This is a genomic window from Mesorhizobium sp. M0633 (genome assembly GCF_040320645.1).
Lineage (GTDB): Bacteria > Pseudomonadota > Alphaproteobacteria > Rhizobiales > Rhizobiaceae > Mesorhizobium.
On sequence record NZ_JAMYQC010000014.1, the window covers coordinates 12,718 to 28,411 of the forward strand.

16 protein-coding genes and 2 pseudogenes are annotated in these 15,694 nt (G+C 63.1%); 12 read left to right on the plus strand and 6 right to left on the minus strand.

From position 1 onward, the window contains the following. Positions 1–124: 124 nt before the first annotated feature. From NKI47_RS16520 to NKI47_RS16535, 4 genes are all read left to right on the plus strand, one after another. On the plus strand, positions 125–1,051 hold the full coding sequence (locus NKI47_RS16520) for an ABC transporter ATP-binding protein (protein WP_352571566.1): 927 nt from the start codon (positions 125–127) through the stop codon (positions 1,049–1,051). 14 nt (positions 1,052–1,065) lie between these two features. After that, positions 1,066–1,827, plus strand: a complete 762-nt coding sequence (locus NKI47_RS16525) for an ABC transporter permease (RefSeq protein ID WP_352451914.1) — start codon at positions 1,066–1,068, stop codon at positions 1,825–1,827. Positions 1,828–1,988: 161 nt separating this feature from the next. Further along, the gene (locus NKI47_RS16530) at positions 1,989–2,480 is read left to right on the plus strand and encodes a MarR family winged helix-turn-helix transcriptional regulator (RefSeq protein ID WP_023679020.1); all 492 of its coding nucleotides are present in this window, start codon (positions 1,989–1,991) and stop codon (positions 2,478–2,480) included. Next, on the plus strand, positions 2,477–3,157 hold the full coding sequence (locus NKI47_RS16535) for a GNAT family N-acetyltransferase (RefSeq protein ID WP_352591695.1): 681 nt from the start codon (positions 2,477–2,479) through the stop codon (positions 3,155–3,157). The genes NKI47_RS16530 and NKI47_RS16535 overlap by 4 nt, the downstream gene beginning before the upstream one ends. A gap of 101 nt (positions 3,158–3,258) precedes the next feature. Here NKI47_RS16535 and NKI47_RS16540 read toward each other — a convergent pair whose 3' ends face one another. After that, positions 3,259–5,250: a PhoX family protein gene (locus tag NKI47_RS16540; protein ID WP_352591698.1), complete on the minus strand. Its 1,992-nt coding sequence runs from the start codon at positions 5,248–5,250 to the stop codon at positions 3,259–3,261. 201 nt (positions 5,251–5,451) lie between these two features. On the opposite strand from NKI47_RS16540, the gene NKI47_RS16545 reads away from it, so the two are divergent. The 3 genes and pseudogenes from NKI47_RS16545 to NKI47_RS16555 all read left to right on the plus strand — a co-directional run. Next, complete coding sequence (locus NKI47_RS16545; RefSeq protein WP_023679017.1) at positions 5,452–5,790, plus strand: hypothetical protein; 339 nt, start codon at positions 5,452–5,454, stop codon at positions 5,788–5,790. 14 nt (positions 5,791–5,804) lie between these two features. After that, positions 5,805–6,506, plus strand: a complete 702-nt coding sequence (locus tag NKI47_RS16550) for a phosphatase PAP2 family protein (RefSeq protein WP_023679016.1) — start codon at positions 5,805–5,807, stop codon at positions 6,504–6,506. A gap of 259 nt (positions 6,507–6,765) precedes the next feature. Further along, a pseudogene (locus NKI47_RS16555) lies at positions 6,766–6,989 on the plus strand (sodium-independent anion transporter); the annotation flags it as partial. A 36-nt stretch (positions 6,990–7,025) separates the two neighbouring features. Here NKI47_RS16555 and NKI47_RS16560 read toward each other — a convergent pair. Next, positions 7,026–7,886, minus strand: coding sequence for an SMP-30/gluconolactonase/LRE family protein (locus tag NKI47_RS16560; RefSeq protein ID WP_352575306.1), 861 nt, complete (start codon positions 7,884–7,886; stop codon positions 7,026–7,028). A 115-nt stretch (positions 7,887–8,001) separates the two neighbouring features. Here NKI47_RS16560 and NKI47_RS16565 point away from each other — a divergent pair, with 115 nt between their 5' ends. Next, a complete protein-coding gene (locus NKI47_RS16565; RefSeq protein WP_352575308.1) occupies positions 8,002–8,805 on the plus strand; it encodes a helix-turn-helix domain-containing protein in 804 nt (267 codons plus the stop codon). Positions 8,806–8,931: 126 nt separating this feature from the next. Here NKI47_RS16565 and NKI47_RS16570 read toward each other — a convergent pair. From NKI47_RS16570 to NKI47_RS16580, 3 genes and pseudogenes are all read right to left on the minus strand, one after another. Further along, positions 8,932–9,727, minus strand: a pseudogene (locus NKI47_RS16570) (C40 family peptidase). Positions 9,728–9,768: 41 nt separating this feature from the next. Next, positions 9,769–10,716, minus strand: a complete 948-nt coding sequence (locus NKI47_RS16575) for a CHAD domain-containing protein (RefSeq protein ID WP_352591700.1) — start codon at positions 10,714–10,716, stop codon at positions 9,769–9,771. After that, entirely contained in the window at positions 10,713–11,186 is a 474-nt protein-coding gene (locus tag NKI47_RS16580) for a CYTH domain-containing protein (protein WP_352571575.1), read from the minus strand. Before NKI47_RS16580 ends, NKI47_RS16575 begins: the two co-directional genes overlap by 4 nt. An 88-nt stretch (positions 11,187–11,274) precedes the next feature. On the opposite strand from NKI47_RS16580, the gene NKI47_RS16585 reads away from it, so the two are divergent. Genes NKI47_RS16585 through NKI47_RS16600 form a run of 4 tightly spaced genes read left to right on the plus strand, consistent with a single transcriptional unit; the run spans position 11,275 to position 15,003 of the window. Next, complete coding sequence (locus NKI47_RS16585) at positions 11,275–11,991, plus strand: CerR family C-terminal domain-containing protein (protein WP_352571576.1); 717 nt, start codon at positions 11,275–11,277, stop codon at positions 11,989–11,991. Beyond that, positions 11,988–12,941: an HlyD family secretion protein gene (locus NKI47_RS16590; protein ID WP_352571577.1), complete on the plus strand. Its 954-nt coding sequence runs from the start codon at positions 11,988–11,990 to the stop codon at positions 12,939–12,941. The genes NKI47_RS16585 and NKI47_RS16590 overlap by 4 nt, the downstream gene beginning before the upstream one ends. Further along, entirely contained in the window at positions 12,938–13,858 is a 921-nt protein-coding gene (locus tag NKI47_RS16595; RefSeq protein WP_023679007.1) for an ABC transporter ATP-binding protein, read from the plus strand. Before NKI47_RS16590 ends, NKI47_RS16595 begins: the two co-directional genes overlap by 4 nt. Before the next feature lie 8 nt (positions 13,859–13,866). Beyond that, positions 13,867–15,003, plus strand: a complete 1,137-nt coding sequence (locus NKI47_RS16600) for an ABC transporter permease (protein ID WP_023679006.1) — start codon at positions 13,867–13,869, stop codon at positions 15,001–15,003. Between the two features lie 36 nt (positions 15,004–15,039). Here NKI47_RS16600 and NKI47_RS16605 read toward each other — a convergent pair whose 3' ends face one another. Continuing rightward, entirely contained in the window at positions 15,040–15,693 is a 654-nt protein-coding gene (locus NKI47_RS16605; protein ID WP_352591705.1) for a glutathione S-transferase family protein, read from the minus strand. Position 15,694: the final 1 nt, after the last annotated feature.

Below are 15,694 nucleotides of genomic sequence, written 5' to 3' on the forward strand. Positions count from 1 at the left end.
GTGTTGCCTATTCCGGCGACCTCGATGGTCCAGAACTGTCAGGAGCGCCATTGACATCCGGATTTGCGAACCGACATTCAGCGGATTAAATCAACAACTCTGTTTCAAGCAGTCGTTTTCAGCCATGCAGCCGATCATCTCGATTTCCGGGGTCACCAAGACCTACGCCACCGGCTTCAAGGCGCTGAAGGAGATCAATCTCGACATCGTGCGCGGCGAGATCTTTGCGCTGCTCGGGCCGAATGGCGCCGGCAAGACAACGCTGATCTCGATCGTCTGCGGGATCGTCAACCGCTCGTCGGGTTCCGTCACCGTCGACGGCCATGACATCAACCGCGACTACCGCGCCGCGCGCAGTCTGATCGGGCTGGTGCCGCAGGAACTGACCATCGACGCCTTCGAGAGCGTGTGGGCGACGGTTAACTACAGCCGCGGCCTGTTCGGCAAGCCGGCGGACAGGGCGTTCGTCGAAAAGGTGCTGCGCGACCTGTCGCTCTGGGACAAGAAGGACGCCAAGGCGATCACGCTGTCCGGCGGCATGAAGCGCCGGCTGATGATTGCCAAGGCGCTGTCGCACGAGCCGCGCATCCTGTTCCTCGACGAACCGACGGCAGGCGTCGATGTCGAGCTGCGCCAGGACATGTGGGCGATGGTGCGCCGGCTGCGCGAAGACGGCGTCACCATCATCCTGACCACGCATTACATCGAAGAAGCCGAGGCGATGGCCGACCGCGTCGGCGTCATCAACCGCGGCGAGATCGTGCTGGTGGAGGACAAGGCCGAGCTGATGCGCAAGCTTGGCCGCAAACGGCTTGTGCTGGAACTGCGCAGTCCCCTGGCCACCGTTCCCGATGCTTTTTCGCACTACGCGCTGGAGCTTTCGCCGGATGGCGGACAGCTGACCTATACTTATGACAACCAGAGCGAACGGCCGGGCGTCGCCTCGCTGATCCGCGAGCTCGAGGCGGCCGGCATCCAGTTCCGCGACATCGATACGGAAAACAGCTCGCTCGAGGAGATCTTCGTCAATCTGGTGAGGAAACCGGCATGAACCCGCGCGCGGCCATGAATCTTCATGCGGTATGGGCGATCTATCGGGTGGAGATGGCGCGCGCCCTTCGCACTGTGCTGCAGAGCATCGTTTCGCCGGTCATTTCGACGTCGCTCTATTTCGTCGTCTTCGGTTCGGCCATCGGCTCGCGCATCACCGAGATCGACGGCATCAGCTACGGCGCCTTCATCGTACCGGGGCTGATCATGCTGTCGCTGCTGACGCAATCGATCTCCAACGCCTCCTTCGCCATCTATTTTCCGAAATTCGTCGGCTCGATCTACGAATTGCTGTCCGCGCCGGTGTCCTATCTGGAGATCGTCATCGCCTATGTCGGGGGCGCGGCGACAAAGTCGATCGTGCTTGGCCTGATCATCCTGGCGACGGCCTCGCTGTTCGTGCCGCTGACGATCGAGCATCCGTTCTGGATGCTCGCCTTCCTGGTGCTGACGGCGGTGACCTTCAGCCTGTTCGGCTTTATCATCGGCATCTGGGCGAAGAGCTTCGAGCAGCTGCAGCTGGTGCCGCTGCTGATCATCACGCCGCTGACCTTCCTCGGCGGCAGCTTCTATTCGATCAACATGCTGCCCGGCATCTGGCGCACGGTGACGCTGTTCAACCCGGTGGTCTACCTGGTCAGTGGGTTCCGCTGGAGCTTCTACGGCAAGTCCGACGTTTCGGTCGGCGTCAGCCTCGGCATGACGGTGGTCTTCCTGCTCATCTGCATAGCGATCGTCGCCTGGATCTTCAGGACCGGCTACCGGCTGCGCAACTGATCGAACGGGCCTCGTCCAGGCGAAGCAGCCTTATCGATCGACCTTTCCTTGCCGAAGGCGACATACGCCCGATGCCTGGAACCCGCGCTTGAATGCCTCGATCTTGCTTTTCATGCATTGTTATATATCATGTTATCGATGTTCATGGGATGAATCGACCTATGGAAGACGTCATACGATCGCTTGGCTTCCTGTGCCTGGGCAGCAGGCTGAAGCGTATAGGCGAGCAACTGCAAGCGGAGGCGCAGCGCCTGCTCGACAGGCTGGATGTCCCGGTTCAGGCGAGCCAATACCCGCTGCTGGCCGCGCTCGACAGGCTGGGTCCGCTGTCGGTCGGGGAACTGGCGCAATCCCTTGGCATCGCGCAGCCGGGTGTGACGCGAAGCGTCTCGCTTCTGGCCGGATTGGGACTGCTCGAGGTCAGTCCGTCGACCGATGACCAGCGGCGCAGGATCGTCTCGCTTACTCGGGACGGCCGGCGGCTGGTCGATGTCGCAAAGCGCGACGTCTGGCCTTGCATCGAGAACGTGGTCGCGGATTTGTGCGCAGGTTTTTCGGGGCCGCTTCTTGAGCAGCTGGCTGCCATCGAGGACGGCCTCGCCGCTGCCCCTCTCGACCGTCGTGTAAATAAGCCTGAGGGTGCCGCGCAATGAGACATCTGCTCGACCGCCCTATCTGGAGCGCGCTTCAGACGCGACATCGGGCCTTCGCGGAGGGTGACAACCTCGCCATGCGATATCGGCCGTCGATCGTCCCTTTCGCCGCCACTGGCGCGGACGACCCGGAAAGCCTGCGGGCGCTCGAAAACCTTGTCTCCCCGGGCGAGAGTGTGATCCTGCTTCAAGCGGACGCGATTGCTCTGTCCACGGGGCTTTTCGCGACTTCGACCGCAGCCGGGGTTCAAATGATTGCCGAGCAGCCGTTGCAAACCGTGTCTGACAAACGTGTGCAACGTCTGACCCGAGACGATGCTGCTGAGATGCTCGCCCTGGCATTGCTCACCAAGCCTGACCCATTCACGCTCGAAGCCTTGAGCTTGGGCGATTTTTGGGGTGTGAAAATCGAGGGCAGGCTTGCGGCAATGGCCGGCGAGCGCATGAAGCAACCTGGCTATACCGAACTCAGCGGGGTGTGCTCACATCCGGAATTTCGCGGCGGTGGCCTAGGAAAGCTGCTGTCCCTATTCGTGGCAAACCGGATAGTGGCGCGCGGCGAAGTTCCCTATCTCCACGCCTATGCCAGCAACGCCGCGGCCATAGCGTTATACGAGTCCATTGGCTTCAGGTTGCGAAGCACAATGAATGTGGCCGTGGTTCAGCGCACCGAATGATTAGTCGGCGCATGATGCGCAGCATGGATGCATCCCGTATCGGAAGGAAGGATTTCGTATGGCCGAAATCCTTCCTTGAGACTGCAAGACCTTGCTGCGTGTCAGACCGCGATCTTGCCGCCGCCTTGCCTGGTGATGGCAACGACCGCCGGGCGCACCGGCATGTCCGGCTTGAAGTCGGGCCAGCGCGTCGACAAATCCTCATAGTAGGACGGACGGCCGAAAGCCTCCCAGTCCTCGCCGCCGTCGCCCGGATGCTGGACGGCAACGAAGGCGGTCTGGTCGTCCGGCGCAAACAGGGGACCGCACATTTCGGCGCCGATCGGCACACGGAAGAACAGTTTCGAGGTCGCCCGCGCCGGCCCTTCCGTATCGACCGCCCACAGACCGTCGGTGCGGCCAGTGGCCTTCGGACCCTGACCGTCGGTGGCGACCCAGAGGCGGCCGGCCGAATCGACCGCGCAATTGTCCGGCATGCCGAACCAGCCATTGGCGGTGGTTGCGGTCGAGAAGGTGGCGCCGACGTCGGCCACAGCGGGATCGCCGCATTTCAGCAGGATTTCCCACCTGCCCTTTGTCGCGGTGAAATCACCGCCGTCCTCGACGATCTCGATGATGTGGCCAAAGGCATTTTCGGCACGCGGGTTGGCGGCGTCGACCTGGTCGGCCTTGCGCTTCGAATTGTTGGTCAGCATGACATAGACCCTGCCGTTGGTGGCATTGGGCTGGATGTCTTCCGGACGGTCCATCTTGGTGGCGCCGAGCAGGTCGGCGGCGCGGCGCGTCTCGATCAGCACGTCGGCCTGGCTGGCAAAGCCGTTCTCCGCCGTCAGCGGCCCTTGGCCGAAGACGATCGGCAGCCATTCGACCGAACCGTCCTCGACGAACTTGGCGACATGCAAGGTGCCGTCGTCGAGCAAATCCATGTTGGCGGCGCGGTTGTCCGGATCGAACTTGCCTGTGGTGACGAACTTATAGACATAGTCGAAGCGCTCGTCGTCGCCGAGATAGAAGACGACACGGCCATCCTTGGCGGCGATCGATTCGGCGCCCTCATGCTTGAAGCGCCCCATCGCGGTGCGCTTCCTCGGCGCCGAAGTCGGATCCTGGACGTCGACCTCGACGATCCAGCCGAAGCGGTTCGGCTCGTTCGGCTCCTTGCCGATGTCGAAACGGTCGTAATGCGCTGCCCATTCATAGGCACCTTCGGGAATGCCGAGGCGCTTGTAATTGGCGGCTTCCTTATGCCCCTGCGGCAGCTCGCCCGAGAAATAGCCGTGGATGTTCTCCTCGGCCATGACATAGGTGCCCCATGGCGTGACGCCGCCGGCGCAATTGTTGATGGTGCCGATGATCTTCGTGCCGGTCGGATCGGCGCTGGTCTTGACGCGGTCGTGGCCGGCGACCGGGCCGGAGAGCGTGATCTCGCTGTTGGAGGTGATGCGGCGGTTGAGCTTGCCGTCGCGAACGACCTGCCATTTGCCTGATACCTTGCGTATCTCGACGATAGTGCCGCCATGCGCCGTCATCTCGACGTCGACTTGTTCCTTGCTGAGGGGCGCCTGCTTGGCCTTGCCGTCGACGATGGTGACGAGGCCCGGAAACATCAGGTGCGGATTGGTGTATTCGTGGTTGACCACCAGCAGGCCGTGCTCGGCCGAGCCGTCGATCGGGATATAGCCGACATAGTCGTTGTTGTAGCCGAATTGTCTGGCCTGGGCTTCCGCCGACTGTTTTGTCGGATCGAATTCCGGCGAATCGGCGAACAGCGGATCGCCCCAGCGCAGCAGTACATCGGCGTCATAGCCGGATGCAACGTGATGCTTGTCGTCGATGCCGGCCTCGAGCTCGTCAAAAGCGAAGGCGGAGCCTTCGGCGGCGCGGGCGTTGTCGGCGGTGATCAGCGCCAGCGGGCTGACGGTAGCGGCTATGGCCGAGACGGCAAGCGAGCTCTTGAGGAAGCCGCGGCGCGAGAACCGCGCGGCGATGATCTCACCCATGGTGCGGTTGTCGGTGGGATTGGCTCCTGGCCCGTCGTTTTCCTCGAGCAGGCTGGTTCGGAAATGGGCGTCAGGGGTGCGATGTTCGGTCATAGGGCCTGCCTCTGGCTGGATGGATTGCTGGAGCGTGTTGCCTGGCCAGTCCGGTATCGCCGGCAGGTCACAGTTTGATGACATGCCGGCTAATTGCCACCTGCGATTTCGTATCCAACATCGGCCCCGCTTGACCGCGACCGGCGCTTCGGAAACAAGAGCTGCGGCAGGCGCGTAGGGACCGCATCGGGAGGAACAAAAGTGAGTTTCTGGGGACTTGGGCAGCTCTGCGTTTCGACGGTGATCTTCCTGCTGGCGGCGATGGCCGCAAAACAGTGGGGGCTGGCGCCGAGCCTCGGCAAGATTGTGCTGACGTTGGCGCTCTATTCGCTGGGCAATCTGATCATGCTGAGGCTGATCCGTGAATTCGGCATGTCGGTGTCGTTCAGCCTGTCGGCGGTGATCCAGCTGGTGTCGGTGAATGTGGTGGCGCTGGTCTTCTTCGGCGAGCGCGTCAATGCCTTACAGGCAACCGGCATCGTGCTTGCCATCGCAGCTGTGGCGCTGATCACGCTCGGGCCCTATCTGCAAAGGCTGTAACTGCGATCGGGCCGATGAAGAAGATTGCAAGCAGACTGCGCAACTGGCTGGAGTTCCCGGTTCTGCTGGCCGGGCTGGTCATTGCCGGCGGGCTGTGGGGGTTCGAGGAGCTGATGGAGCTGGCGCGGGCCACCACGCCGCATGCCTTCGACACCGAAATCCTGCTTGCCTTCCGCAAGGCCGGGCAGCCCGACAATCCGATCGGACCGGCGTGGCTGGAAGGGGCGATGCGCGACATCACCAGCCTCGGCAGCGCCAGCGTACTGGTGGTGATCACGGCAGCAATGATCGTCTACCTGCTCCTTATCCGCAGGCCAGGCGCGGCGCTTCTCATGTTCGTCGCGGTAGCGGGCGGCCAGCTCCTGTCAAGCGTGCTGAAATTCGACATCGACCGGCCGCGCCCTGATCTGGTCTCGCATCTCGCCGATGTGGCATCGCTTTCGTTTCCGAGCGGCCACGCCATGCTGTCGGCGGTGACATATTTGACGCTGGGCAGCATGGCGGCGCGGTTTTTGCCCGGGCGGACAACGAAGATCTATGTACTCGGGCTGGCGGTGCTGACGACGGTGGTGGTCGGCATCAGCCGCATCTATCTCGGCGTCCACTGGCCGTCCGACGTATTGGCCGGCTGGTGCGCCGGCTTTGCCTGGGCGATGCTGTGCTGGCTTGCGGCACGGTTCCTGCAGCGATGGCTTGGGCGGGCCGACGGCACCTGACTCAAATCAGCCTGTTGATCAGGCCATGACCGCAGCCTGCCAGCAGGAAAACCATCGACAGCAAGGCTGTCGAGGTCGCCAACGCTTTGAATATCTTCACCCGCTCATCCTTTTGAAGTCGTGCCTGTGAAATCGGGATCGCAGTGGATGTCCCGCCAAACGATGCCGAGGTTTGTAGCATGACAGCGCATCGGCTGGCAAAGAGTGCTGCATGTTTGGAGGCAGACCATCAATCCTTGGTGCAGGAAGACGTCGCCGACCGCGCCAGCGCAGGAACTTCATCCTCGACTGTTCGGCGGTGCCGTTCTTCGATCAACGGCGGCCAATGTCATCGAGGGTGCGGCCCACAAGGCGAGCCGCGCCGGCGTTCGCTTCATTATATCAGGCGCTTCGCCGCAGATACGCCGCATGCTGATCAACCACGGCGTCAAGCGGCCGCTGGTGACTTATGCCGCCTCGATCACGGATCGCGGGCGCAGCTGAAGAAAGCCGCGCCCGCCGCCTGAGCCGATGGCTGGCTTAGTCGAGGCCCAATGCCGCGATCTCGCCGTCGTTCATCAGCGGCACGAAGATTGTCGACTTGCCGTCGGTGCCGATGTCGGCGCTGCCCGGCTTGAACGTCGCAACCGCTTGCGGCGTGCCGCCGGCTTTGTAGCGGTAGAGCGTGCCGGTCATATACGCGGTGGCGTAGATGCTGCCGCCGATGGCAACGACGCCATCGAGGTTGGCAAACTTTTCCGCGCCGGGCAGTGGCGAAACGGCCTTGGTAGCAAGATCGACCGAGAGCAGGCCGCCCGGCTCCGCGGTGCTGAAGTCGGGCTTGATGCCCTTGCCCCAGGAAGCGACGATCAGCCGGCCGCCATCGGCGAAGATGCCATTCGGCGAAGCAAGCGCCGCATCCCTGACGAACAGTTCGGGCCGGTCGCCGTCGATGCGATAGATCGTATCGGCAAGCATATCCGTGACGTAGATCTTGCCGGACGCGTCGGCGGTCACGTCGTTGAGGAAGACCGCGTTCGGCACGTCGATCGTCGATGTTAGCTTGCCGCTTGCGAGATCGACGACGCGCACATGGGTGATGTCGGCGACGTAGAGTTTGCCGCCGGCAATCGCCATGCCCTTGGGCGCGTCCATGCCGTCGGTCCAGTGTTGCGTGACTAGCTTGCCGTCCATCGACAGGATCGACAGATAGCCGTTGCCGTCGGCTTCGCCGGGATTACCGACGATGTTCGAGACGATAACGCGCTGGCCGGCGGCGTCGAACAGCGCCGATTCAGGCTGCTCGAGGCCGCCGGTGCGCCAGAGTTCAGCGGCCTGAACTGCCGGCGCGGCCGCGATGCCGACCAGGGCGAGAAGTATCGAGGTGAAGAGGCTCTTCATGGCTAGTCTCCTGTAATGGACTAGCGGAGAGCTAGGCCTTTCGATACTTTTCGGGAAGATCTATCAGGACTAGTACCGAAGGCTGATACCAAATCGTGCAAAAGAGGTGCATCCCATGAACGGCCTGATCTTCGAAGCGCTGAAGCGGACGCTTAAGGCAAAGGGCATCACCTATCGCGTCCTTGCCGAGCGGATGGGTGTTTCCGAGCCGACGGTGAAGCGCATCTTCCACGAGCGCAACTGCAAGCTCGACCGGCTGATGGAGATCTGCACTGCCGCCGGCGTAGAGTTGGAGAACGTGCTCGGCTCTATGAACAGAGGACCAGGACCCGCCAACCAGATCGCGCCGGAGATCGAGCGCAAGCTCGCCGGGCAGCCGGCACTGCTGTTCGTCTTTGTCATGCTTTCCGAGAAATTCACGCCCGAAGGCATCATGCGCTCACAAGGGCTGAGCGAGGCTTCGATGTTCCTCTATCTGCGCGAGCTCGAGGAACTCGGCCTGGTCGCGCTCGGTCGCGGCCTGTCGGCAAGGCTGCTGGTCGAGGCGCCGATCCAGTGGAATTTCGACGGGCCATTGCGGCCGCTGTTCGAGACGACCAACAAGAATTTCATCGGCTGGGCCATCACCCATCTTGAGCGCGAGTCGACGTTCGTCAGCTTCTCCAGGCGGATGCGGCCGGAAACGGCGGAAATGGTCAGGCGCGAGGCGGAGGAATTGGCGGAGCGCGCCAAATTGCTTGCTCATCACGACCAGCACACGACGCCCGAAGACGGACTGGTCGGCTACAAATGGACGTTTGCGTTCGGCGCAACGCCGTTCCCGGTGATCATGCCGATCGGGCCGCATCCGCGCGACGCAGGCGCACGGACGGACGATCGAGTTGCGGCTGCCGCAAACGGACGACGTCTGCCGGCCTAGGTCTAAATGCAGAACGACCGAGTCCGGGCTGTTGGCGGCAGCCAGTCTGACTGAGCTTCTTACCCCTGAGTATCGGCAGCAAACCGGTTCTCAGAGGGTCCCCTGCTCAAACACAAGATCGAGCGGCTATTCGGCGGTCTTGTTCGCCACCTTGTCATCCCAGACCATCTGCCGGTAGTCGAAGCCGTATTCCAGCGTCGGCTTGACAATACGGAAATAGGGCGACAGGTCGAAATCGCGCGGAGTGTAGAGCGAGTGATGGCGGATGTGCAGGATTCCCTGCGCGAATAGCTCGACTGGGCCGAGGCACGGCCAGGCGCCCGCGTAATCTCCGGCAGGATCGGGTAGCGGATCAGGCCATAGGCCTCGGCAATCAGCGACGAGCAGATGGCACGCGTCGGGTCGCCGGAACCGAAAGCCAGCATGCGGCGGCGCCAGCGCACCGGCACCGGCGGCGTCGGCAAGAAGTAGCGCAGCATGTCGAATATGTTCTTGAGATCGTATCTGAGACCGAGCCTGCCGATCATGAAGGCGACGACCGCTTCGCGGTCATCCGGAGCCAGGCCACTCGCACGGCAGATGCGGGTGTTGTAGCTGCGATAGCGCGATAGCGGCACGGCGATGCAGCCATCGCCGAGCGTGACCTCGATCAGGCGCCGCCGCTCCGATCCGTCCTCCGGCTCCGGTAATGCATCGCCGACATAGAAGGCGGCATGCGACCAGGTCGACTGGGTGAGGTATTTGATCGCCGCCGAGATCTTCTGGTTACCTTCGATGAGCAGGATGTCGCCGGGCTCAAGCGTGCGGCGCAGCGTTTCGGCATCCGACGGCGTGTAAGGCTCGTAGCCGGACGATTCCTCCTGCAGCCGGCCTGCAAGCCAGCGGCCAAGTCGGTCAGAAGCGTGTCGCCGGGCTCGGTCATGCCAGACGGCGATTACCACAGGGCGGCAAATTAGACCATGATCAGCCCACGCCAGGCGCGCCGGCGTCTTCGTGCTGCGGTGCCGCTGTGAGATCTTCGCGCACCTTGCGGGCGAGCTTCCTCGTCGAGCGCTTCGGACTGTCGCCGAAAAGCTCGGCCGCCTCGGCGAGGCAGGTCTTTTTCAGGCCCTTTTCCGAGCGCTTCAGCAGCTTGGCAAGCAACCGCGTCTCCTCAGGGGGGCCGAGCGGTTGGTCCTCGGCATCTAGAAGCGCGCGCATGACGAACACATCGTGGAGCTCGCCAAGCCGCTCGCCCAATTCGTCGACGGCCTTGCGCCGCGTCTTGATCGGCGTCGGCCACAGCCTGCCGAGCAGCGACAGGTGCATGCCATGCGTCTTGGCCGCCTTGCGCAGATCGTGAAAGTCATCGGCTTCGCCGCGCGAAGCCGCCTTGTCCAGCGCTTTCCTGGCGCGGCGCAAAGTGGTGCGCGCGCCTTCGGCGAGCACGTCGGCAGCCTGCTCCGGCTGGTCGGGCAGAGCGAGCTTGTCGATCCGGGCGACACCTTTCTCGCAAGCGGAAATCGCCGCGCCTATCGCAGCATCGAGGCCTGCTCCGCCATGCAGTTCATGCTGGCGCGCGACGAGCCTGTCACGCACGGCACCGAGGCCATCGCCGGCACTTTGCTCGGGAAAGCTTGCCGCCAGCCGGTCGATTGTTTCCACCAGTGCGGTCGCCTCGCGCGGGCCGGCAAGCAGGGCCGCCACCTGGCGGTAGCACTGATTCTCCGTCACGCAGAATGTTTCGTCTCCGGAACGGACAAGGCGCAGCAAGGCGCGGACGTTCTTCAGCCGTTTGCGGCATTTGTGCAGCCCCTGTTCGGGCCTGTCACGCGCGGCGTCCAGATGGACAAGCGCCTTGCCGATCTCCTCGGCGAAGATGCGCCTGACCTCTCCGGTCAGCGACATGCGCGGATCGATACGAAAGCTCATGCGACGATCTCCGGAATCCCCCCAAGGGCGAGCGACGCGTTGTAAAATCTCGGCTCGCCGGTGACTTCACGGCCGAGCCAATGTGGCAGCATTTCGTCCTGTACATCATCCGGCGTCTCGAGCTCGGCGATCACCAACCCCGCAAGCGTCCCGCCGAAGACATCGACTTCGTAGCGATAGCCGCGGTGTCTAACATGGTGGCGTGTCTTCTCGATGACATGTCCGATGGCAAAGGCCTGCATCTCCTGCGCCTCCGCCAAAGGTACCGGATATTCGAATTCATCGCGCTCGCGTGCCTGGCTGCCGAACTTGAGCGTCAGCTTGGCGGCCGCATCGTTGCTGATGCGCACACGCACCGTGCGGCTGGGTTCGGCGACTAGGTAGAATTGACGGATATGAATGTCCGCCTCGACCATTGCCCGCCATTCGTCACCTGAGACCAGGAACTTACGCTCGATTTCCTTGCCCATGGCCAGGCACTAAAGCGCGCACGGCCAGAGTTGGCAAGCCGCTTGACCGCACTTGACTTTAATCATTCGATTGATTAAATTGTTGGCCATGATCAAATCGCCCAGCGCCAGCGGCCTTCCTCATGAGGCGCCCAAGACCGCCGCGGATATGACGCGGACGGCACTCGTGCGCGCGGCGCTGAAGCTGTTCGGACGCCAGGGTTTCGACGGCACGTCAACGCGCCAGATCGCGGCTGAGGCCAAGGCCAATATCGGCTCGATCGCCTATCATTTCGGCGGCAAGGAAGGGCTCCGCAACGCCGCGGCCGACTACATCGTCGACACCATCCAGACCGTTGCCGGCCAGGCGATCGGCAATCTGCAAGCGCCGGCCGCGGCATTGGCGGACACCGAGGCCGCGCGGGCACATTTGGCCGTCGCACTGGAGCGGATGGTCGCCTTCATCGCGGCAAGGCCGGAAGCCGGCGAGATTGTACAGTTCGTCCTGCGTGAGCTGTCGCATCCAACCGCCGCGCTCGACCGTATCTATGATGGCGTGTTCGAACCGGCGCATCACCGACTCTGCCTGATCTGGGAACAGGCGACGGGCGAGCCGGCCGAGAGCGAGCGCACTAAACTCACCGTATTTACGCTGATCGGCCAGGTCGTCTATTTCCGCATCGGCCGCGAGGCAGTTATGCGCCGGATGGGCTGGCGCGAGATCGGCGACGACGAGGCCGGCAAGATCGCGGCAACAATAACCGACAATCTCAGCGCGATTTTAGCTCGGCGCGATTTGGCTGTCCGGAAGGATCGTGGATCATGAGCCTGCTCTGTTCTTTGCCGTTTGCCGCCCAGCTTTTCAGCGCCTGCGCGCCGGCAGCACCGCTCGCCGTCGGCTACGTCGAGGGCGACTACGTCCTGCTCGCGCCGATCGAGGTGGCGCAGGTCGAGACGATTGCGGTCAAGCGCGGCGACCGCGTCGCGCCCGGCACGCCGGTGGTGACGCTGGAAAACGCCGACGCCAAGATCGCCATCGCACAAGCCGAGGCGGCCCTTGCGCAGGCCCAGGCGCAACTTGCCGACCTACAGGTCGGCAAGCGGCCGGAAGAGATTGCGGTGCTCAAGGCGCAGGTCGACATGGCCAAGGCGCAAGCCGCCGACGCCAAACGCCGTTACATCCGCGCCAGCGATCTGTTCAAACGCGGCACCGGCACACAGGCCGACTACGACACGGCTTCCGCGACGCTGGAGACGGCCAACGCGCAGGTCGGCCAGGCGGAGGCCAATCTCGCGGTCGGCGGCCTGCCGGCACGGCCCGAGACTATCAAGGCCGCCGACAATCAGGTCAGGCAGGCGCAATCGGCGCTGGAGCAAGCACAATGGCGGCTGTCGAAGCGCGTGCTGACGGCGCCTTCGCCCGGCCGGGTCAACGACGTGATCCGCAATCCCGGCGATACGGCCGGGCCGACGGCACCGGTTATCTCGATACTGCCGGACGGCGCGGTGAAGCTCAGCGTCTATGTGCCGGAAAGCGCGTTCTCCTCGGTCGACGTCGGCACGCTGCTCAACGTCCATTGCGACGGCTGCGGGTCGGGCGTGAAGGCACGCGTCAGCTATGTGTCGCCCGATCCGGAATTCACGCCGCCGGTGATCTACTCGCTCGAGACCCGGCAAAAGCTGGTCTATCTGGTCGAAGCGCGGCCGGAGGGCGACGCCAGCGCCTTGCAGCCCGGGCAGATCGTCGACGTCGATCTGGCGGACATCGGAAAATGAACGTCATCGACGTGCACGGCCTGGTCAAACGCTTTGGCGACAAGACCGTCGTCGATCATGTGACTATGGCTGTGGCCGAGGGCGAGATCGTCGGCTTCCTCGGGCCGAACGGCTCGGGCAAGACGACGACCATCCGCATCATGTGCGGCTTGCTGACGCCGGATGAGGGCGAAGGCACGGTTCTGGGCTTCGACATCCGCACCGACAGCCTGCGGATCAAACGCGAAGTCGGCTACATGACGCAGAGATTCTCGTTCTACGAAGATCTGACGATCGGCGAGAATCTCGAATTCGTGGCTCGGCTGTACCGGCTGAAGCCGCTCGACGAGCACGTGGCTAAGACGCTTGAGGAGCTCGGCCTGACATCGCGCAGGAACCAGTTGGCCGGTACCCTGTCCGGCGGCTGGAAGCAGCGGCTGGCGCTGGCCGCCTGCATCATGCACAAGCCGAAACTGCTGCTGCTCGATGAACCGACGGCGGGCGTCGACCCGAAAGCGCGACGCGAATTCTGGGACGAGATCCACCGGCTGGCGAGCGGCGGCCTGACCGTGCTGGTCTCCACCCATTACATGGATGAGGCCGAGCGCTGCCATCGCATCAGCTACATCTCCTACGGCAAGATGCTGGCCACCGGCACGGTCGAGGACGTGGTGAGGAATGCCGGGCTGACCACCTTCGTCCTGCAAGGGCCGCGGCTCGATCAGGTCGCTGCCGCACTTCATGGCCGCCCCGGCGTCGACCAGGTGGCGCCGTTCGGCGCGACGCTGCATGTCGTCGGCTCCGACAGGACGGCACTTCAGGCAGCGCTCGCCGATGTCGAGAAAGAGCACGAGGGCGTTACGGTGACGCCCGGCGAGACCAGCCTGGAGGATGTGTTCATCCAGTTCATGTCCGGTTCGAAGGACAACATGGGATGAAAAATGGGATAAACAGCATCTTTTCGTTCGCCAGGCTAGGCGCGCTGCTGATCAAGGAGTTCATCCAGATGCGGCGCGACCGCATCACCTTCGCCATGATGCTCGGCGTGCCGTTGATGCAGCTGGTGCTGTTCGGCTATGCCATCAACAACGATCCGAAGAGCCTGCCGGCAGCGCTGGTGGCGATGAGCAGCGATCCTTACACACGAGCCATGGTTTCGGCGCTGCAGACCACCGGCTATTACCGCTTCGACCACGTCGCGCAAAGTGCCGCCGAAGCCGAATTCCTGATGGCGCGCGGCGACGTCGCCTTCGTCGTCACCATTCCCGCCGATTTTGCCCGGCGGGTCGAGCGCGGCGACAGCCCGCAGATTCTGATCGAGGCGGATGCGACCGATCCGGCCGTCGCCAGCGGCGCCATCTCGACGCTCGGCACCGTCGCCAACCAGGCGCTGCTCAGGGCACGCGGCATGCAGGAAACGGCGGCCGAGGCTGCCCGGGGCCAGCTCCAGGTGGTGGTGCACCGGCGCTACAATCCGGAAGCCGTCTCGCAATACAACATCGTGCCCGGCCTGCTCGGCGTCATCCTGCAGATGACGATGGTGATGATGACCTCGATCGCGCTGACGCGCGAGACCGAGCGCGGCACGATGGAGAACCTTCTGGCGATGCCGTCAAGCCCGCTCGAGATCATGCTGGGCAAGGTGCTGCCCTATCTGGCGGTCGGCGCCGTGCAGGTGCTGGTGGTGCTGGCAGCCTCGAAGCTTCTGTTTGCCATCCCCTTCACCGGATCGATGTCGCTGCTGTTGACGGCGGTCCTTATCTTCGTCTTGGCGCTGGTGCTGCTCGGCTACACGATCTCGACGATCGCCCGCACGCAAATGCAGGCCCTGCAGCTCACTTTCTTCTTCTTCTTGCCGTCGATCATGCTGTCCGGCTTCATGTTCCCCTATCGCGGCATGCCGGACTGGGCGCAGGTCTTTGGCGAGGTGCTGCCGCTGACGCACTTCCTGCGCATCATCCGCGCGGTGATGCTGAAGGGCGCCGAACTGCCGGCGGTGGCAACGGAAATCGGCTGGCTGGTGGTGTTCGTGGCGCTGTTCGCCGGTATTGCGCTGGTGCGGTTCCGCCGGACGCTGGATTAGGGTCGAACTCGATCCGCTTGTGCAAATGATCGAGATTCACACGGACTTGGCCTGGCCCGGGACCGGTGTCAATTCAGGCGCATTGAGCCCTTCGAAGGGATCGCGCCAGGCGTCGATTTCTTCGAGTTGAAGATACCAGCGACTGACAGAGGGATAGTCATCGAGCGGCAATCGGGCGAGATCGTTGAAGGGCAGAAACGTCGCCATTCGAAAGTCGGTATAGGAAACCGAAGCGCCGACCAGCCATTCTCGCTGGGAAAGCTCGGCATCAAGTATGGCAGCGGCCGTCCGGAAGTCGCTAAGGCCCTCCTCAACCCGCGCCTGATCTATCGGGCCGAGCCCATAGCGCTGTTTGGTCCCGCGTTCGAAATGCACGACATCGCAGGCTCTTGCGAAGTTCTCTTTCCCCCAACTCAGCCATCGGATCATCTCGGGCTCGTCGTCGCCAGCGCGCCAGAAATCCGAATGCATATCGTGCGAAAGCCGACAGGCTATGGCGTCGGCCTCCCAGAGGCTTTTTCCCGAACCTATAAGGATGGGCAATGAAAGATTTGGATTGAGCGGCCGAAATCGCTCGGCCTGGCCCGGAGCGAAGGGAGAGGCGAATTCAAACTCGACCTTGGCGTTGAGATACCGTGCCACCGCGACCGCGAGGCGAGGATTGGGATTGCGGCTGAAGAACAGTTTCATT